This is a genomic window from Streptomyces sp. NPDC001750 (assembly GCF_042892615.1).
Taxonomy (GTDB): domain Bacteria; phylum Actinomycetota; class Actinomycetes; order Streptomycetales; family Streptomycetaceae; genus Streptomyces.
In genome coordinates this window covers 190,314-209,274 of record NZ_JBIAUE010000016.1, presented here as the reverse complement: position 1 = coordinate 209,274, position 18,961 = coordinate 190,314, and the positions used below count along the sequence as shown (strand labels likewise).

General features: G+C 71.3%; 16 protein-coding genes, 1 pseudogene and 1 riboswitch. Of the genes and pseudogenes, 2 read left to right on the top strand and 15 right to left on the bottom strand.

What is annotated here, in order from left to right; translation table 11 throughout:
• Nucleotides 1-190: 190 nt before the first annotated feature.
• Nucleotides 191-1,105, bottom strand: a complete 915-nt coding sequence (locus tag ACFYY6_RS24305; RefSeq protein WP_351526108.1) for a LysM peptidoglycan-binding domain-containing M23 family metallopeptidase — start codon at nt 1,103-1,105, stop codon at nt 191-193.
• 5 nt (nt 1,106-1,110) lie between these two features.
• Nucleotides 1,111-1,265: riboswitch (cyclic di-AMP (ydaO/yuaA leader) on the bottom strand.
• Nucleotides 1,266-1,561: 296 nt separating this feature from the next.
• Nucleotides 1,562-2,557, bottom strand: a pseudogene (locus tag ACFYY6_RS24300) (alpha-galactosidase); the annotation flags it as partial.
• A 232-nt stretch (nt 2,558-2,789) separates the two neighbouring features.
• Between ACFYY6_RS24300 and ACFYY6_RS24295 the strand changes: the two are divergent.
• Together ACFYY6_RS24295 and ACFYY6_RS24290 are read left to right on the top strand one after the other, a co-directional pair.
• On the top strand, nt 2,790-3,119 hold the full coding sequence (locus ACFYY6_RS24295) for a hypothetical protein (protein ID WP_386608742.1): 330 nt from the start codon (nt 2,790-2,792) through the stop codon (nt 3,117-3,119).
• Between the two features lie 158 nt (nt 3,120-3,277).
• Nucleotides 3,278-4,090 carry a tyrosine-protein phosphatase gene (locus ACFYY6_RS24290; protein ID WP_386608741.1) on the top strand — a complete coding sequence of 271 codons (813 nt, stop codon included), beginning with the start codon at nt 3,278-3,280 and terminating at the stop codon, nt 4,088-4,090.
• 26 nt (nt 4,091-4,116) lie between these two features.
• Here the strand turns inward: ACFYY6_RS24290 and ACFYY6_RS24285 are convergent, their stop codons facing one another.
• From ACFYY6_RS24285 to ACFYY6_RS24225, 13 genes are all read right to left on the bottom strand, one after another.
• Complete coding sequence (locus ACFYY6_RS24285; protein WP_351525450.1) at nt 4,117-4,284, bottom strand: DUF6126 family protein; 168 nt, start codon at nt 4,282-4,284, stop codon at nt 4,117-4,119.
• 35 nt (nt 4,285-4,319) lie between these two features.
• The gene (locus tag ACFYY6_RS24280) at nt 4,320-4,928 is read right to left on the bottom strand and encodes a helix-turn-helix domain-containing protein (protein WP_386608740.1); all 609 of its coding nucleotides are present in this window, start codon (nt 4,926-4,928) and stop codon (nt 4,320-4,322) included.
• A gap of 103 nt (nt 4,929-5,031) precedes the next feature.
• Complete coding sequence (locus ACFYY6_RS24275; RefSeq protein ID WP_386608739.1) at nt 5,032-6,429, bottom strand: aspartate aminotransferase family protein; 1,398 nt, start codon at nt 6,427-6,429, stop codon at nt 5,032-5,034.
• Nucleotides 6,426-8,327 (bottom strand): 1-deoxy-D-xylulose-5-phosphate synthase, encoded by a 1,902-nt coding sequence (dxs, locus tag ACFYY6_RS24270; RefSeq protein ID WP_389195072.1) that lies wholly within the window; start codon nt 8,325-8,327, stop codon nt 6,426-6,428. Before dxs ends, ACFYY6_RS24275 begins: the two co-directional genes overlap by 4 nt.
• 183 nt (nt 8,328-8,510) lie before the next feature.
• A complete protein-coding gene (hpnH, locus tag ACFYY6_RS24265) occupies nt 8,511-9,530 on the bottom strand; it encodes an adenosyl-hopene transferase HpnH (protein WP_351525453.1) in 1,020 nt (339 codons plus the stop codon).
• A 5-nt stretch (nt 9,531-9,535) separates the two neighbouring features.
• Nucleotides 9,536-10,195 carry a 1-hydroxy-2-methyl-2-butenyl 4-diphosphate reductase gene (locus ACFYY6_RS24260; RefSeq protein ID WP_351525446.1) on the bottom strand — a complete coding sequence of 220 codons (660 nt, stop codon included), beginning with the start codon at nt 10,193-10,195 and terminating at the stop codon, nt 9,536-9,538.
• Nucleotides 10,195-12,195, bottom strand: coding sequence for a squalene--hopene cyclase (gene shc, locus ACFYY6_RS24255; RefSeq protein WP_351525445.1), 2,001 nt, complete (start codon nt 12,193-12,195; stop codon nt 10,195-10,197). The genes ACFYY6_RS24260 and shc overlap by 1 nt, the downstream gene beginning before the upstream one ends.
• A 108-nt stretch (nt 12,196-12,303) precedes the next feature.
• Nucleotides 12,304-13,407: a polyprenyl synthetase family protein gene (locus ACFYY6_RS24250; protein WP_351525146.1), complete on the bottom strand. Its 1,104-nt coding sequence runs from the start codon at nt 13,405-13,407 to the stop codon at nt 12,304-12,306.
• On the bottom strand, nt 13,404-14,792 hold the full coding sequence (gene hpnE / locus ACFYY6_RS24245) for a hydroxysqualene dehydroxylase HpnE (protein ID WP_351630040.1): 1,389 nt from the start codon (nt 14,790-14,792) through the stop codon (nt 13,404-13,406). Before hpnE ends, ACFYY6_RS24250 begins: the two co-directional genes overlap by 4 nt.
• Nucleotides 14,793-14,904: 112 nt before the next feature.
• Nucleotides 14,905-15,858 carry a presqualene diphosphate synthase HpnD gene (gene hpnD, locus ACFYY6_RS24240; RefSeq protein WP_351630043.1) on the bottom strand — a complete coding sequence of 318 codons (954 nt, stop codon included), beginning with the start codon at nt 15,856-15,858 and terminating at the stop codon, nt 14,905-14,907.
• The gene (gene hpnC / locus ACFYY6_RS24235) at nt 15,855-16,775 is read right to left on the bottom strand and encodes a squalene synthase HpnC (RefSeq protein ID WP_389195087.1); all 921 of its coding nucleotides are present in this window, start codon (nt 16,773-16,775) and stop codon (nt 15,855-15,857) included. The genes hpnD and hpnC overlap by 4 nt, the downstream gene beginning before the upstream one ends.
• Nucleotides 16,776-17,228: 453 nt before the next feature.
• Complete coding sequence (locus tag ACFYY6_RS24230) at nt 17,229-18,014, bottom strand: ABC transporter ATP-binding protein (RefSeq protein WP_073781367.1); 786 nt, start codon at nt 18,012-18,014, stop codon at nt 17,229-17,231.
• Nucleotides 18,007-18,936 carry an ABC transporter permease gene (locus tag ACFYY6_RS24225; protein ID WP_351525149.1) on the bottom strand — a complete coding sequence of 310 codons (930 nt, stop codon included), beginning with the start codon at nt 18,934-18,936 and terminating at the stop codon, nt 18,007-18,009. Before ACFYY6_RS24225 ends, ACFYY6_RS24230 begins: the two co-directional genes overlap by 8 nt.
• Nucleotides 18,937-18,961: the final 25 nt, after the last annotated feature.

Genomic DNA, 18,961 nt, shown 5'->3' with positions numbered 1-18,961 from the left:
TTTTTTGCCCCCCGCGCCCCCTTTTTGGGGGGTGGGGGGTGGTTTATACACCCCCCGGGGGGGGGGGGGGGGGCGCCCCCCCGGGGGGGGGGGGGGGGCGCGGGGGCCCCCCCCCCCCCTCCGCGTTGTCCGGGCCGGACCCGGCCGCTCCGGTCGTCGGACCGTTCGGCTCGGGCCCGGTCGGCTTGGATCAGACGTAGATGCCGTGCGCCGCGAGGTAGGCGACCGGGTCGATGTCGGAGCCGTACGCCGGGCCGGTGCGGACCTCGAAGTGCAGGTGCGGACCGGTGGAGTTGCCGGTGGAGCCGGAGAGGCCGATCTGCTGGCCGGTGCTCACGGACTGGCCCGCCGAGACGGAGATCGAGGACAGGTGCCCGTACTGCGAGTAGCGGCCGTCGGCGTGCTTGACGACGACCTGGTTGCCGTAGGCGCCGCCCCAGCCGGCGGTGACGACCGTGCCGGCGGTGATGGACTTCACGCTGGTGCCGGTGAAGACGGGGAAGTCGATTCCGCTGTGGCTGCCGCTGGACCAGTTGGATCCGGAAGCCCGGTATCCGGTGGTGTGGTTGCCCGGGACCGGGTGGACGTAGCCGGAGGCGGTGCTCGCGGCGGCCGGGGCGGAGGTCTTCGTCTTCGCGGGGGCGGACGAGGCCGGGGCGGACTTCTGGACGAGCTTCGACGGCACCGCGGGGACCTTCGACGGAAGGACGGAGCCCGCGCCCGCGCCGGTGGGCGCGACGTGTGCCGACGCCTCGCCGCCGAGCGCCAGCTCGGTGCCCGGGCGGATCAGGTCCGGGTCGGCGCCGATGGCCTCGCGGTTGTCCTGGTAGAGCTTCTGCCAGCCGCCCTCGACACCGTGCTCGGCGGCGATCTTCGACAGGTAGTCGCCGGGGACGACGGAGTACGTCGTGGCTGCGGCCGGCTCCTGGGCGACCCGCTGGACCGGGACGGTGTGCGCGGCGGCCGGGGCGGCCGGCTGCGCGGCGTGGGCGCCGGTGGCGCCGAGCAGCGGCAGGGCGATGACGGCGCCGCCGGTGCTCACGGCGGCGACACCGCGGGCGATCACGCTGGACTTGGTACGACGGTGCTTACCCGAGATGGGCATGATGCGCTTCCTCTCCGGCGCCTGCGAGGTGAGCTGTCGGGTTCGGGCTGGAGATGCCCGGCCGCGGCAAGCGCGACTTCACCCCGAGCCGACCGGTCTTCGCCGGTCGGCGGCCTACCTGGTTCCCCCGCTCCTGCCACGCGTCGAGTGAGTGCGATATCCGGCCGGCGGCAGGATTGGGCGGTCCGTCCGGATTGACGGTGACCGTAGGCGAGCCGGAGACCGAGAACAAGCCGCCGATTCCGGAGAGGAATCCGCGCCGAGAATTCGGCGCGGAATTCCGGTCACCCTCCGTGGATCCGGGATCTTGAATTTCCGCGCCACATAAGGAATATCCGATCGGCCCGCCGGTACGCTCGGTCACGGATATGATTCCGCTCACGAGGAGGAATCTCCCGGCGGAATGATTTTGGGCACACGCCAACAAATGCCCTCAATACGGACATTCAGCTGATGTCATGCGCGACGGAGCCTCAGCACCCGCGCGTCGAGGTCCCCCGCGCAACCCCGCCCGCGGCCCCTGGTGAAGCAGTACCGAACCGTGGTGCACCTCCCCCGTGTCCCGGCACACGCAGGTCGCCGACGGGTCGAGCCCCCGCAGCCGCAGGGCCGGCGGCCGCTCCTCGTACCGCTGCCTGTCCAACCACATCAGGACCACGGCCTCCTCCCCGCGGACGTACGGGGCCGCGCCGAGGCCGCCACGCGGGGAACGCAGCCGGTACTGCGCCCCGAGCTGCACCACCGGCCGGATCTCCTTGTAGAGATCCACCCAGTTCCGCGCCTCGGCCAGTTCCGCCTCGCTCCATTCGGCGAGATTCCCGCCCACCCCGAGCACCCCGGCCATCGCGCTCACGAAGCGAAGCGGCAGCGAGCCGACCCTGTCGTCGAGCTGCACGTTCGGGCTGTCCGCGACCCACGCGGCCATCACCCGGGCCGGGCGGATCTGGCTGAACCCCTCCTGTAATGGCGAAGCGGTCAAGGGGATCGGTGTTGTCCGAGGTCCACACCTGGTCCGTACGGGGAGAGGATGCCCAGGTCGATCCGGCCGCCGCCCGAGCAGGACTCGAAGGCCACCGAGGGGTGTGCCGCCCGCAGCCGGTCGATCGGCGCGTACAGACCGTCGACGTGCTCGACCCAGAGTTTCCGCGGATAGTCCTCGCCCGGCCATCCCGCATCGGTGAAACTGCGATTGAAGTCCCATTTCACATACTCGATCGGCGTATCGGAGAGCAGCGCGTCGAGTTGCTCCCAGAGATACTCCCGGACATCGCTCCGGGCGAGATTGGGGACCAGTTGATGACGGAACTCCGTCCGCGTCCTTCCCGGGAAATGCTGCACCCAGTCGGGATGCGCATGATAGAGATCACTGTCGGCATTGACCATTTCCGGTTCGACCCAGATTCCGAACTGCATGCCGAGTGCGCGCACTTCGTCGGCCAGGGGCTTCGGGCCGTGCAGCCGACGCGGAGTTCGTCGCCGTCCACGGCGGCGTCGGCGAAGACCCACTCGGTGCCGCGGACCTCGGCGGTACGGACGGAGAGGGCGGGCCGCACGAACCAGGCACTGCCCTCGACCGGGTACTCCTCGCGTCCGTCGAGCGGTGACTCGAACCCCTGGCCGGTGGTTCCGGCGCGGCGGCCAGGGCCTCGGCCGCGGCGAGCGGGATCCGTGGCCCCCGGTGCAGATGGAGCAGCTCGTCCCGTTCGGTGAGCCGCAGTGCCTGCGTGCCGCATCAGGCAACGTTCGCCCCGTCGCGACGCCCGGCACGCCCTCTCGCCGCACCGGCCGAAATCCCAAGTACATCCAGTACGAGGGCTTCCGGCCGGCACACCGAGAGCACGTACCGGACGCGCTCCTTGACGGGCAAACGTTGCCTGCCGCGGCACTAGCTGCTGCTCGCCCCGGAAAGCAGCCAGGTCCGGCCCGTGTCGCCCGCCTCGACCACGAAATCCCCACATTCGAACAGTTCCGCACATCGTCAACCATCACCGAGCGGCCGGGCAACGTCGACTGACAAAGAATCGGGGCGAATTCGCCTCGGAGGCACGGTGGTTGACACGGGTCTCGACAGGGAGGAGGACGAAATGATTGCCTGAGGAACCGATGTCGTATCGTCGCAGGAGTGGCCTTGTCGGCGACTCGCACCGACGGCCGGACACCCCAGGAGTCACTGTGACGCAGCAGCTGCCGCAGATCCCGCCGACGGAACCCGAGCTCGCGGGTGTCCGCAACTTCCGTGACGTGGGCGGCCTGCCCACCGCGGACGGCCGACGGGTGCGGTACGGGCGGCTCTTCCGCAGCGGGCATCTCGCGCACGCCACCGCCGAGGACACCGCCTTCCTGGCCGGTCTGGGGCTGCACACCGTCTTCGACTTCCGCAACGCCGCCGACCGCCGGCTGGACGGGCTGGACGTGGAGCTGCCGGGTGTACGGAATCTCAGCATCCCGCTCTCCGACCCGGCGGACGGTGCAGAGTTCTGGCGGATGGTCCGCGACGGCGACCTGGACCAGCTGCGCTCGCTCCTCGCCGACGGGAGGGGGGCGGACCGGATGATCGCCTCGTACCGCTCGATCGTCCTGGAGCGCACCACCGAGCACAGCCGGGTGCTGCACGCACTGGCCGAGGACAGCGTTCCGGCGCTGATGCACTGCGCGGCGGGCAAGGACCGGGCCGGTCTGTCGATCGCCGTGTCACTGCTCGCGGTCGGCGTCGAACGCGACGCCATCGAGGCCGACTACCTGAAGTCCAACGACGCGCACCGCCGTTACCGGATCCGCCGCAGCGACACCTCGGCGAACGGCATGTCGGCCGAGGTGCTGGAACTGCTCAATCCGCTCTTCGGCGCGCACCGCGACTACCTCTCCGCGGCGTTCACCACCATCGAGGAGACCTGGGGCGGCACGGAGCGTTATCTGGAGGAGGGTCTGGGGCTGTCCCCCGAGACCCGTGAGCGGCTGCGCGACCGGCTCCTCGAATCGGTCTGACGGCAGCCGCCCTTCGGCCGCGGTGGTCAGCCTTTGCCGGCCACCGCGAAGAGGATGTAGAGGAAGGCCGCGAAGACGTGCCCGGCGATGAGATAGGCGATCAGCCGGATCACGACGCCGCGCGGGAACTTGCGCTCCTGGGCCTCGTATTTCTTGCTCGACCCCAGTGGGTCGAAGTTCTCTGAATCGGACATGGCGGTCCTCTCTGGTGACCGGCCGGGGGCCGGTCTCAGCGGCGGTGGATACCGTCGCCGAGGCACAGCTCGGCGGCGGGGCTCTGCAGCAGGGTGTGGACGAAGAGGAGCTCGGCGCCGTCACGGTCGAGGGCCGTGAGACGGTGCGGGGTGAGCGAGTCGTAGTGCGCGCTGTCGCCGGGGGCGAGGTCGTGCACGGTGTCCCCGAGCGTGACCCGCAGATGGCCTGCGAGCACGTACAGCCACTCCTCACCGGGATGCACCCGCACCAGGTCGCCCTGCGCGCCGTGCGGGACCCGGACCCTGAGCGCCTGCATCGCGCGGCTGGGGCTGCCCGCCCGTCGGTACTGCCAGCCGTCGGCCTCGGCACCCTCGAACGCCCCGCCACGGATGATCGCCTCCCGTTCGGGGGGCCTCTCGCCGAGCAGCTCGGAAACCGTCGTACCGTAGATCCTGGCAAGACCGAGCAGCATCGGCAGCGACGGCTGCCGACGGCCCGTCTCGAGCCGGGAGAGATGGGCGGGCGACAGCCCGGCCCGCTGGGCGGCGGCCTCCAGGGTGAGACCGCGGCCACGGCGCAGGTCGCGCAGGCGAGGCGCGACCTCGGGCAGCTCGTCGGCCGCCGCTCCGTCCGGAGTGTTCATGTACCTATTGGGCCAAAAACTTTCCTCTCAGGCAAATTTGTTGCCTCAGAGGCAAACCGCACGCCCACCTAACCCCGGCCGGACAAGGGCACCGGGGCCGGGGTCAGCGGTGGGCGACCGCCTGTTTCACCAGGGTCCTGCCGAAGTCCCACATCAGTCCGCCGCCGCTGTGCGCCTCGTCCATGACGGCGGTGAACGCCGTGACGAACCGGTCGACCTCCGGCTCCCCGATCACCAGCGGCGGAATCAGCTTGATCACTTCCATGTGGTCGCCCGACACCTGGGTGAGGATGCGGTGCTTCCGGAGCAGGGGCACCACGACCATCTGCGCGAAGAGGCCCTTGCGGGCGGTCTGCAGCATCGTCCAGCGGCCGCGCAGCTTCAGCGACGAGGGCCGGCCGAACTCGATGCCGATCATCAGCCCCCGCCCGCGCACCTCGTGCAGCAGTTCGTACCGGTCGATCAGCGCGGCCAGCCGCTCGCGCAGCAGGTCGCCGGTGCGGCGCGCGCCCGCTACGACGTCCTCGTCCTCCATCACCGCGAGGACCGCGAGCCCGGCGGCCATCGCCTGCGCGTTGGAGCCGAAGCTCGCGGAGTGCACCAGGACCCGGTCCATCGAGGAGTAGACCTTCCTGAAGATCCAGTCCCTGCCGAGCGTCGCCCCGACCGGCACATAGCCCCCGGAGAGGGCCTTGGCGACGCACACCAGATCCGGTTCGACGCCCTCCTCGTGCTGGTACGCGTAGAAGTCGCCGGTCCTGCCGAGTCCGGTCTGCACCTCGTCGGCGATGAGCAGCGCCCCGTGCCGGTGCAGCAGCTCCTGCGCGGCCCTCAGGTAGCCGGGCGGCGCGGCGTGCACGCCCTTGCCCTGGATCGGCTCGACGACCAGCGCCGCGACGTCCCCGCGCCGCAGCTCACGGCCCAGCGCGTCGAGATCGCCGAGCGGGACCGCGGTGTCCGGCAGCAGCGGCGCGAAGCCGTCCCGGAAGCCGCTCTCCCCGTTGACCGACAGCGAGCCGGTCGTCAGCCCGTGGAACGCGTGTGCGCAGTAGAGGACCCTGGGCCTGCCGGTGGCGTACCGGGCGAACTTCAGGGCGGTCTCCACGGCCTCCGTACCGCTATTGCCGAAGAAGACCCGGTCCAGGTGCGGGCTGTGCGCCAGCAGCCGCTCGGCCAGCAGTCCGGGCAGCGGCTGGCAGTCGAAGCGGGTGAGGTCGGCGAGCGAGGCGTCGAGGACGTCGTGCAGCGCCTTGCGCACGACGGGGTGGTGGCGGCCGAGGCCCATCACCCCGAACCCGGCGAGCATGTCGAGGTAGTCGTTGCCGTCCGCGTCCCAGAAGTACGCGCCCTCGGCCCGTTCGTAGACCTGGTCGAAGCCGATGGTGCGCAGCATGCGGGGCAGCTGGTGATTGAGGTGCTTCGCGTGCAGCTCGTAGCGTTCGGCGCCGCGCTCGGCCAGGAGCCGCGCCAGGTCGAAGCCCTTGGATCCGTCGTCCTTCATTCTGTGCCCTCCTCGATCCGTCCGGCCGCGCCCCGGGTGGCCAGGGCGGCGCTGATCCGTCCGGCGATCTCGACCGGCGTGAGCCCGATGTCCGCCAGCACCTCGGCGCGTCTGCCGTGGGCGAGGAACCGCTCGGGGATGCCGAACGTCCGCAGCGGTACGTCGACCCCGGCGTCCCGCAGAGCCCGGCCGACCGCCCAGCCCACGCCGCCCGCCCGGCTGTTGTCCTCGACGACGGCGACCAGCCGGTGCCGTTCGGCGAGCGGCGCGAGATGCGCGTCGACGGGCTTGACCCAGCGCGGGTCGACGACGGTGCAGCGGATGCCGCGTCCGGCCAGCAGGTCGGCGGCGCCCAGACACACCGGGGCGAGCACCCCGACGGCCACCAGCAGGACATCGGGGTCGTCCGCCCGGTGCAGGACGTCCATGCCCCCGATCCGGCCGACGGCGTCGATCCGCTCCCCCACCGACTCCTTGGGGAACCGGATCACGGTGGGTGCGTCGTCGACGTCGACGGCCTCGCGGAGCTGGGCGCGCAGTTCGTCGGCGTCGCGCGGGGCGGCGATCCGCAGGCCGGGGACGACCTGGAGCACGGACATGTCCCACATCCCGTGGTGCGACGGCCCGTCGGGGCCGGTGACACCGGCCCGGTCGAGGACGAACGTCACCCCGCACCGGTGCAGTGCCACGTCCATGAGCACCTGGTCGAAGGCCCGGTTGAGGAAGGTGGCGTAGACGGCGACGACCGGGTGGAGTCCGCCGGTGGCCAGGCCCGCCGCGCAGACCGCGGCGTGCTGCTCGGCGATCCCGACGTCCCAGACCCGGTCGGGGAACGCCTGCGCGAACTTCGTCAGGCCGACGGGATGCAGCATCGCCGCCGTGAGGGCCACGACGTCCGGCCGCCGCGCCCCGATTGCGGCGATCTCGTCCCCGAACACCGAGGTCCAGGACGGCGCTTCGGCCGGTACGAGCGGGGCGCAGGTCAGCGGGTCCATGGCACCCACGGTGTGGAAGCGGTCCTCCTCGTCGAGCAGCGCGGGCGGGTAGCCGCGGCCCTTCTCGGTGATGCAGTGCACCAGCACCGGTCCGTGGAAGCGCTTCGCCCGGTGCAGGGCGGATTCGACCGCCGCGATGTCATGGCCGTCGACCGGCCCGACGTACTTGAGGCCGAGGTCCTCGAACATGCCCTGCGGGGCGAACGCGTCCTTGAACCCCTTCTTGGCACCGTGCAGCGACTCGTACAGCGGCTGCCCGATGACGGGGGTCTGCTGGAGGACCTCCTTGCCCCAGGCGAGGAAGCGTTCGTAGCCGTCGGTGGTGCGGAGGGTGGCGAGGTGGTCGGCGAGGCCGCCGATCGTCCGGGCGTAGGAGCGCTCGTTGTCGTTGACGACGAGGATCAGCGGCCGGTCCCGCGCCGCCGCGATGTTGTTGAGCGCCTCCCAGGCCATGCCGCCGGTGAGGGCGCCGTCGCCGATGACGGCCACGACGTGGTCGCTCCGGCCCCGCACCTCGTCGGCCTTGGCGAGGCCGTCGGCCCAGCCGAGCACCGTCGAGGCGTGCGAGTTCTCGATGACGTCGTGCGCGGTCTCCTCGCGGGACGGATAGCCGGACAGGCCTCCCTTGCCGCGGAGTTTGGAGAAGTCCTGGCGTCCGGTGAGCAGTTTGTGCACATAGCTCTGGTGACCGGTGTCCCACAGGATGCGGTCGGCGGGCGAGTCGAAGGTCCGGTGCAGGGCGATGGTGAGCTCCACCACGCCCAGGTTGGGCCCCAGGTGGCCGCCGGTCCTCGCCACCGCCCGGATGAGGAACTCCCTGATGTCCCCGGCCAGTTCATCGAGTTGCGCCTCGCTCAGCGCCTTGATGTCGCGCGGTTCCCGGATCCTCTCCAGAATCGTCACGCCCGGGCCCCCTCTCTGATTCCGTTCGGCTCACGCCGACGGGGACGACCGTGGTGGTGTCCCCGTGCCGCCCCTGCCCGTCCGCTTCCCGGCCGCGCCCGCGGCCGGCCGTACGCGCCGCGGTCGTCGACCGCGCGGAGGCGTACCCGCCCGCCGCGGCCCGGCTCCGCCGCGGTCGCGGTGTCACCGGCTCCCGGCGACGGTCTCGCGCGCGGCGCGCAGGGACTCCTTCAGCGATCCCATGGTGGCGAGGACGGCGGTCGGCTCGTAGCCGCAGTGCGCCATGCAGTTGGCACAGCGCGGGTCCTTGCCGCGGCCGTACTTGTCCCAGTCCGTCTTCTCGATGAGTTCGCGGTACGTGGGGACGTATCCGTCGCTCATCAGGTAGCAGGGGCGCTGCCAGCCGAACAGCGAGTAGTTCGGGATCGCCCATGCGGTGCAGGGGAAGTCCGCCTTGCCCTCCAGGAAGTCCAGGAAGAGGGGCGAGTGGTTGAGCCGCCAGCGCGAGCGGTTGCCGCCCGCGAAGGACTTCTTGAAGAGTTCGCGGGTCTGCTCGACGCCGAGGAAGTGCTCCTGGTCGGGCGCCTTCTCGTAGGCGTAGGCGGGCGAGATCATCATCTCGTCGACCTTCAGGTCGTCGTTGAGGTAGTTGAGGACCTCGATGACGGTCTGCGGGGTGTCGGTGTTGAAGAAGGTGGAGTTCGTGGTGACCCGGAAGCCGCGCCGCTTGGCCTCCTTGATGGCCGCCACCGCCTCGTCGAAGACGCCTTCCTTGGCGACCGATTCGTCATGGCGCTCGCGCAGACCGTCGATGTGCACGGCGAAGGCGAAGAACGGGGAGGGCGAGAACTTGTCGATCTTCTTCCGCAGCAGCATGGCGTTGGTGCAGAGGAACACGTACTTCTTGCGTGCCACCAACTGCCGGACGATCTCGTCGATCTGCGGGTGCATCAGCGGCTCGCCGCCCGCGATGGAGACCATCGGAGCGCCCGATTCGAGCACGGCGCCCACGGCCTGGGCGACCGGCATGCGCTGCTTGAGCACTCCCGCCGGATGCTGGATCTTCCCACAGCCCTCGCACGCGAGGTTGCAGGCGAACAGGGGCTCCAGTTCCACGATGAGCGGGAACTTGTCCCGCCTGCGGAGCTTCTGTTCCATGAGATACGTCGCAACCTTGATGGACTGACGGAGCGGCATGGCCATCTGGCTCACCTCCTGGGGAGCGGCAAAGATCGGTGCCATTCATAAAATGCAGGCAGGATGGCACGGAGTACGCGGAAAGCCGATATTCCACCGCGTACCGTGCCGATTCGGACGAGCTCATGCTCCGGGGCATCGACGACCACCCGTACGGCCGCAACGGGGCGCGGCCCGGACCGCAGCGCGGCACCGAGGGTGGCGGCGGACTCCATGTCCACCGCGATCGCTCCGGTGGCCCGCAGCTCGGCCCGCTCGTGTCCGCGTACGACATGGGCGGAGCCGGTCAGCGGACCGGTGTGGACGGTGCGCCCGGGTACCGCCCGGGCGAGGGCCTCGGCGAGCAGTCCCGAGCCGGTGCAGACGCTCGGGGCTCCGGTGCCCCGGGTCTCGTCGGCGACCACCAGGTCCCCTGGGTGCATGCCGGAGGACAGTCCGGCGCAGAACCCGGCGGCGAGGACGGCCGTGCCGGGCGCCCGGCCCCCGCCGAGCGCCCTGGTCACGGCCGCGTCGGCGGCCCTGGGCCCCATGCCCGTGCGCAGGACGGACACCGGCCCCGGCGCCCCGCCGGCCCCGCGCCCGCCGCTGCGCAGCGCGAACCGCTCGATGCCGAGCGCGCAGGCGATCAGCAGCGGCGCCGTGGGACCGGCCGGCCGAGGGCCGTCACCCATCAGGCCCCCTTGCGGCCGGCCGTGCGGTCGGCGAACGGTTCGCCGTGCACGTACCGCCCGAGCGCGGTCAGCGGGAAGACCTGACGGTAGAGGTGGTAGTTGATGGAGAAGTCCCACGGGAACCCGGTGCCGGTGAAGTACGGCTCGTCCCAGGAGCCGTCGGCCCGCTGCGCCCCGGTGAGCCAGGAGACGCCCCGCCGTACGGCCTCGGTGTCCCGTCGTCCCGCGGCGAGCAGGGCGAGCAGGGCCCACGCGGTCTGGGAGGCGGTGGAGGCGCCGTGGCCGATCCACTTCTCCTCGCGGTACGAGCGCAGGTCCTCGCCCCAGCCGCCGTCGTCGTTCTGCACGGACTCCAGCCAGGCGACGGCCCGGCGGATCGCCGGATGGGTGGCGGGCAGTCCGGCGGCCACCAGCGCGGGCACCACCGACCCCGTGCCGTATACGTAGTTGACGCCCCAGCGGCCGAACCAGCCGCCGTTCGCCTCCTGTTGGGCGAGCAGCCACTGGATGCCGCGCCGGGCGGCGGGCCGGCCGGCCTGGCCCTCGACGGCGAGCATCTCCACCACGTGTCCGGTGACGTCGGCGGACGGCGGGTCGATGACCTCGCCGAAGTCGCAGAAGGGCAGCCGGTTGGGGAACGGGCTGGTGTTGTCCGCGTCGAACGCCCCCCATGCCCCGTCGCGGGACTGCATGCCGAGGTTCCAGCGCACCCCGCGCGCGATGGCGTCCTCGACGCGCGAGGGGTCGGGGTGGCGCACCCGGCGCAGCGCGAGGACCACTTCGGCGGTGTCGTCGATGTCCGGGTAGTTGTCGTTGTGGAACTCGAACGCCCAGCCGCCCGGCGCGAGCCGGGGACGGCGTACGGCCCAGTCGCCGGGCCGGTCGATCTGTTCGCCGAGCATCCAGTCCGCCGCCTTCACGAGCGCCGGGTGGTCGGGACGGACCCCGGCGTCGGCCAGCGCGATGGTGGCGAGGCAGGTGTCCCACACCGGGGACTGGCACGCCTCGATCATCCGCGCGCCGTCCTCGCGCCAGACGGCGAACCGGTCGAGGGAGGCCAGACCGGCCCGCATCACGGGGTGGTCCAGGTCGTAGCCGAGCAGGTGCAGGGCGATGACGGAGTAGACGGCGGGAGGCTGGATGCCGCCCCAGCAGCCGTCGTTCTCCTGGCGTTCGACGATCCAGCGCGCCGCGTTGTTCATGGCGGCCCGGCGCAGCTTGCGCGGTGCGATCCGGTGGTAGAGGCGCAGCGCCTTGTCGAGGCGCTGGAAGAGGCCGTCCCAGCTGGCCGCGGGGGCGGTGCGTCGGGGCGGGTTCGGGCTGTCCGGGTCGGTGTGGAGTTCGTCGAGCGGGAAGGGCGCGGGGCGTACCGGCCGCTTCGCCGAGACGATGGTGAGGGGCACGATGGTCTGGCGGGCCCAGCAGCCGAATTCGTAGATGTTGAGCGGTGCCCACGTGGGGAAGAACATCAGCTCGGGCGGGAGCTGGGGAAGGTCCTCCCACTTCCACCAGCCGAAGAGGGCGAGCCAGATGCGGGTGAAGACGCGGCTCTCGGCGATGCCGCCCTGTTCCCTGACCCAGCGTGCGGCGCGGGCCATGTGCGGTGCGTCCGGGGCGTCCCCGGCCAGCCGCAGGGCCACGTACGCCTCGATGGTGGCGGAGAGGTCCCCGGGGCCGCCGTGGAAGGTGGCCCATGTGCCGTCGCCGAGTTGTTCGCCGCGGATGAAGCGGGCGGCCGCCCGGACGACGGACGGTTCCTGGATGCCGAGGAACTGGCGGAGCAGCAGGTCCTCTGCGTCCATGGTGACGTTGGTGGCGAGGTCGCCCTTCCACCAGCCCTGCTGGTCCTGTCTGCCGAGAAGGTGCTCCACCGAGCGTTCCGCGGCGCGCCGCGCGGCTTCGAGCACGTCTTCCGCGGCGATGGTCGTATCGGTCGGATTGGTGGCCGTGGCCGCGCGAGGGTTCATGGCCCCTGCGCTTCCGTCGGTCGTCGCTGTCATGGCTTCCCCTTCGTGCAGTCTTGTCCTCTGCTGTGCTGGGGTCTCCGTCGGCCGGCGCCCGGTGGGGGCGCCGGCCGGCGACTGCGAGTCATATGGAGCAGATGGCGATCATCTCTTTCGTACGACGACGAAGTCCGCGAGCGCCGTGAGCTGCGCCCGCACGGTTTCCGGCATGTCGACGCGGTGCAGTGCCTCGACGGCGACCGCATGCTGGCGACGCGCCTCCTGGGCGGTCCATTCGCGGCCGCCCGCCTCCTCGATGAGTGCCGCGCGGGCGGCGAACTCCTCTTCGGAGAAGCTGTCGAAATCGGTGCTCTTGGCGTCGGCGGCGAGCAGTTCGCCCAGCCGCCGCGAGGCCGGTCCGCCCGCCGCGAGGGCGGCGACGACCGGGAGGGACTTCTTGCGCTGGCGCAGGTCGCTCCACGTCTGCTTGCCGGTGGACTCGGGGTCGCCCCAGATGCCGAGCACGTCGTCGACGGCCTGGAAGGCGAGGCCGAGGTGGTAGCCGTACGCCTCCAGGGTGTCGGCGGTGCGGTCGTCGGCGCCGCCGAGGACCGCGCCGATGGAGCAGGCGCAGGCGAGCAGGGCGCCGGTCTTGTTGCCCTCCATCTCCAGGCACTCCTCGACGGTGACCCGTTCGCGGTGCTCGTAGGAGATGTCCTGGGCCTGTCCGTCGATGAGCTTGCGGGTGGCGGCGGTCAGCCGGCGGGTCGCGCGGCCCGCCTCGGGGGTGCCGAGCTCCAGCAGGACCTCGTTGGCGAGCGCGAACAGCGCGTCGCCGACCAGGATCGCCTGGGCGGGGCCGTGCACCTTCCAGACGGTGTCGCGGTGGCGGCGCTGTTCGTCGCCGTCCATCAGGTCGTCGTGCAGCAGCGAGAAGTTGTGCACGAGTTCGACGGCCACGGCGCCGGGGATGCCGGCCTCGGGCGCCGCGCCCGCCGCCTCCGAGGACAGCAGGGCGAGCGCCGGACGGACGGCCTTGCCGCCGTCGCCGGCGGAGGGCTGTCCCTGGGCGTCGATCCAGCCGAAGTGGTAGGCGGCGACGGTGTCCATGGGCGGTGCGAGCCGGTTCACAGCGGCCCGGAGCACCGGCGTGGAAAGGGCCCGTCCGCGCTCCAGAAGCGCGGTGACGTCCGTGGTGTCGGCCACGGTGTCGAAAGCCGGATTCGCCGGGGTCACTGACTCTCCTCTTGTTCCGGTGGTACTGCTCATGCCGCCTCCTGCAGCGGATGTTCATGGGAGCGGCCCAGCGCCCTCAGCGCGATGTCCGCTGCGCTGAACCCGCTGCGGACGGCACCCTCCATCGTCGCGGGCCAGCCGGTGGCCGTCCACGCGCCCGCCAGGCCGAGGCCGGGGAGGCGGGTGCGGGCACCGGGCCGCAGTCGGCCGACGCCGGGGGCGGGGGCGAAGGTCGCCGCGCGTTCCCGGGTGACGAAGAAGTCCCTGATCCCTGCGGTGCGGGCGGCCGGGAGGAGGCGCTCCAGCTCCGGCAGGTAGCGCCCTCGCAGTTCGGCCACGGGGAGGTCGATCTCCTCGTCCGCCGCGGACTGGGACACCGCGAGGTACTGCCCGGGGCCGGTGAGGCCGGATGCCTCCGTGCGGTCGAAGACCCACTGCACCGGGGAGCCGAGCGCGGTGAAGAACGGGCGGCGCAGCACCTTGCGGTCGTAGACCACGTGCACGTTCAGGATCGGTGAGGTGCCGATGTCGAGCAGCCGGTCCGGTGCGTCGATCGCTCCGGCGGGCAGCAGCCCGTGGGTCTCGCGCTGCGGGACGGCGAGGACGACGGCGTCCGCGTCGAGCCGTTCGCCGTCGGTGCCGACGCTCCAGCCACCCTGCTCCGTACGGGTGAGGGAGGTCGCCTTGGTGCGCAGTTCGACGCGGACTCCGACGGCGTCGAGGGCCGCGCGGGCGAGGGTGTCGTGGATCTCGCCGAGGGGTACGCCCGCCCAGCCGATGTCGGCGGCTCCGGGCTCCGAGAGCAGGCCGGTCCTGAAGACCTTCGCGGCCAGGGCCAGGGAGGAGTTCGGGGCGGTGGCGTTGAGCGTGGCGACGCCGACCAGGTCCCACAGCGCCTCGACGGTGCGCGGCGACTGACCGTGCCGGGCGAGCCAGCTGCCGAAGTCGACGGTGTCGAGGGCGGGGTCCTCCGGGTCCAGGCGGCCCAGCGCGAGCGCGGCGCGTCCGACGCTCGCGCGTTCGGCGAGCGAGAGGTGGGGATAGCCGGCGAGTCCTGCCGCGAGGTGGAACGGCACCGGCAGGTCATTGCGGCGCAGTCGTCCCAGCCGGGGCCCCGAGGGTCGGCCGACGTCGAGAACCGGCACGTCCAAACGGTTCTGCAGGGGCGCGAGGCTCGTGCCGCCGACGCGGTCGAGGAACCAGCGGTAGGCGGTGCAGCAGCGCAAGTAGACATGGTGTCCGTTGTCGACCGTCAGTTCACCGCGACGGAAGGAGAAGGCGAGTCCGCCGAGCCGGGGCCGTCCTTCGAGCAGGGTCACATCGAGTCCGGCATCGGCCAGTCGCAGAGCGGCGGTGATGCCGGCGAGTCCGCCGCCGATCACCACCGCGCGGGAGGAACGCAGGGCGTCGTCCGTCATGCGTCCTCCTTTCGTCGGGTCGCTTCAGTCAGGGACGCGTCGGTACGGCCGAGGGTTGAGCACGGAAGCCTGTCCGTGATGCACATGGTGCGCGAGATGTCCGTGATCCGCATCAGACGCGCCTCCTGACCGTCCGTCGGGACACGTGCCGCGTGTCCAGTCCGGAGAGCCCGCGCACCGCGACGTACGCCTTCTCGTGACCGGGCAGCGACACCCGGCCGCGCAGCACTGCCACGGGGTCGCGCTCGATGCGGTCGAGCAGCCGCCGGTAGATGCCTGCCATGGCCGCGACGCAGGCGCCGCTGCGCCGGTCCAGCATCGGCAGCAGCCGGTATCCCTCGGCGAACAGCGTGCGTGCCCGGCGGACCTCGAAGTGCACCAGCCCCGCGAAGTCCGCGCCGGACGGCGGGGTGGTCGCGTGGAAGCCGGCCGAGCAGCCGAACTTGGCGAGGTCGTCGGCGGGCAGGTAGGTGCGTCCGTTGCCGGCGTCCTCGCGGACGTCGCGCAGGATGTTCGTCAGCTGGAGCGCGAGCCCGAGCGTGTCGGCGTACTCGGCGGCCCGGTCGGCGCCGGGGGCGCCCCGCTGGGTGCCGAAGATGCCCAGGCTGAGGCGGCCGATGGCGCCCGCCACACAGCGGCAGTACACCTTGAGGTCGTCCCAGGTCTCGTACGTCGCGCCGCGCACGTCCATCAGCACGCCGTCGATGAGTTCGTCGAGCCCGCCGAGCGGGAGCGGGAATCTCCGTGCGGCGTCGGCGAGCGCGACGGCCACCGGATCGGTGTCGTCCTCGTCGATCGCGCCGCCGCGGATCCGGTCCAGCACCTCCCGGGTGTTCTCCAGGCGCTCCCGCTTCCTCTCCGGCTCGAGGTCACCGTCACCGATGTCGTCGACCCGCCGGGAGAAGGCGTACAGCGCCGACATGGCCTGGCGCTTCTCGGCCGGCAGCAGTCTGATGCCGTACGCGAAGTTGCGCGCCTGCTGTCCGGTGACCGCCTCGCAGTATCTGTATGCGGCCTGTACCGGTGCCGACATGGGCGTCGTCTGTGCCTCCACGGTCCGGCTCACCCCTCTCCACGCGCTCTTCGCAAGACAACTCCCACTTCGCGCAGCAGGCTGGGCTTGGTGGGCTTGGGGGGGCCGGGCAGGACGTCGAACCCGGCGGCCGCGATCGCGGAGAGGGCGGCGCGCCCCCCTCCCACGAATCCGGCGAGAAGCAGCCTGAGCCTGCCGTGGACGCTACCCACCAGTGGGGTGCCTTCATTCAGCAGTTCCCGGGCGCGTTCCGCCTCGTACGCGACCAGCGAACGCGCCGACGCACCCGCCGAGAGGGCGGCGAGGTCGGATTCACGGACGTGGAACCGGGCCATGTCGTCGGCGGGCAGATAGATCCGGTCGCGCCCGAGGTCCTCGGCTACGTCCTGGAGGTGCTCGACGATCTGCAGGGCCGTGCAGACGGCGTCGGAGCGGCGGATCCGTTCGGGGCTGGCGGTGCCGGTGATCTGCAGGACGAGCCGGCCCACGGGGTTGGCGGAGAGCTCGCAGTAGGCCGCGAGTTCCTCGTACGTCCCGTAGCGGCGGACCTTCTGGTCCTGGCGGTTCGCCTCGATGAGGCCGAGAAAGGGTTCGGGGGTGAGCGCGCGGCGCCGCACGGTGGGGCGCAGCGCGCGCAGCAGGGGGTGGTGCGGGCCGTCGCCGGTGGCGGCGAAGACCCGGCGCAGGTCGGCCTCGAAGGCATCGAGCAGGGCGAGCCGGTCGTCGGCCTGCTCGGGGGCGAGGCCGAGGTGGCGCGCGTCCGCGCCGCCGGGTGCGAGGTCCCCGTCGCCGATGTCGTCGACGAGCCGGGCGTAGCCGTAGACGGCCATCAGGTCGTCCCGCCAGTCTCGCGGCAGGAAGAAGGGGGCCACGGGGAAGTTCTCGTCCGCGGCCTTGTCGAGAGTGGTGGGCACGGCCGCCGCGGGGCGGACCTGCCGGGTGGGGGTCACCACGGACCGCCCGGTGCCGGGAGGGGCGCTGGGACGGCGCGGACACCTCGGAGCTGGAGATCTTCCGTCATTGCCGTCACATCTCCCGTTCTACACTGCTGACCCAAAACATCCCATTCCGGACACGCCGCCCGCTCTGCCGAGTGCGGAGCACGCCTGCGGCCCGTACGGCCCGGCGGTATCGCCCCACTTGCTACGAATCAGCACCGGTACAGCTTACGTTGTACGAGCCCGCCGGCACGGACGGGGTGTCGCGCACCGGCGCACACCACATCCCGCTCAGCCAACCTTCCCCGCGCTCAAGGATTTTGACGTCATCCGCCGGGAGGAGATCTTGTCCGGCGCATACCGCCGGGCGTGCAGGACGCCCGGGCGGGTCCGCGATCCGGACACCGAACCGGCCTCCGCCGGAGGGCTCCGGCGGAGGCCGATTCGGTGTGCCGCGGGAACGGGCTACTTGCCGGTCTCGCGCTCGTACGCCTTGAGGACCTCGTCGGTCGGACCGTCCATCAGCAACTCGCCCTTCTCCAGCCACAGCACCCGGTCGCAGGTGTCCCGGATGGACTTGTTGCTGTGGCTGACCAGGAAGACCGTGCCCGCCTCCTTGCGGAGTTCCCTGATGCGCTTCTCGGAGCGGATCTGGAACTTGCGGTCGCCGGTCGCCAGCGCCTCGTCGATCATGAGGACGTCGTGGTTCTTGGCGGCGGCGATGGAGAACCGCAGCCGGGCGGCCATGCCGGAGGAGTACGTCCGCATCGGCAGCGTGATGAAGTCGCCCTTCTCGTTGATGCCGGAGAAGTCGACGATCTCCTGGTAGCGCTCGCGGATCTCCTCGCGCGACATGCCCATGGCCAGGCCGCCGAGCACCACGTTGCGTTCCCCGGTCAGATCGCTCATCAGCGCCGCGTTCACACCGAGCAGCGACGGCTGGCCGTCGGTGTACACCTTGCCGCTCTCGGTCGGGAGCAGGCCGGCGATGGCCCGCAGCAGGGTGGACTTGCCGGAGCCGTTGGTCCCGATGAGACCGATCGCCTCGCCCCGGTACGCGGTGAAGGAGACACCGCGCACGGCGTGCACCTTCCGCACCCCGCGCCCCTCGCCCTTGTCGCGGCGCAGTATCCGGCTCAGCGCCGCGGTGGCGCTGCCCCTGCCTCCCCCGCCGCCGTTGACGCGGTACACGATGTGCACGTCGTCGGCGATGACGGTGGGGACGCGCCCGGAAGTGTTGTCCTCAGCCACGGCCGTACCGCTCCTCCGCCTTCCAGAAGTACACGAAGCCCCCGACGCCGACGACGACCGCCCAGGCCAGCGCCACCATCCAGACGTGCGCCGGAAGGTTCTCGGCGCCGTAGCCCTTGATCAGGGCGAAGCGCATCAGGTCCATGTAGATGGCCGCCGGGTTGTACTGGAGCACATCGGCGATCCAGGCCGGCTTGTCCGCGAGCATCACCGGGATGGAGAACATGACGCCCGACGCGTACATCCAGGTCCGCATGATGAACGGCATCAGCTGGGCGAGGTCGGGGGTCTTGCTCCCGAGCCTGGCCATGACCAGCGCCAGTCCGGTGTTGAAGACGAACTGGAGGGCCAGCGCCGGGAGGACCAGCAGCCAGGACAGGCCCGGGTAGCCGCCGAAGGCGACGGTCACGACCGCCAGCACGATCATCGAGTACAGCAGCTGCTGGAGCTGCTGGAGCGAGAACGAGACCGGCAGCGAGGCCCGGGGGAAGTGCAGGGCCCGGACCAGTCCCAGGTTGCCGGAGATCGCCCGCACACCGGCCATCACCGAATTCTGGGTGAAGGTGAAGACGAAGACGCCGGTCACCAGGAACGGGATGAAGACCTCCTGGGTCATTCCCCTCCTCGTCCCCAGGATCAGCCCGAAGATCAGGTAGTAGACGAGGGCGTTGAGCAGCGGTGTGGCCACCTGCCACAGCTGGCCCAGCTTCGCCTGGCTGTACTGGGCGGTCAGCTTGGCCCGGGAGAACGCCACGATGAAGTGGCGCCGCCCCCAGAGCTGGCGGATGTACTCGATGAGCCCTGGCCGGGCTCCGCTCACCGTCAGGCCGTGCTTGGCGGCCCTCTCGGCCGCGCTCAGGCCGTCGTCGGCGGATGGTGCGGCGCCCAGGGCGACCGCACCATCGTGGGTTGTGTCACTCACCAGAATGAAACTCTCGTATTCAACA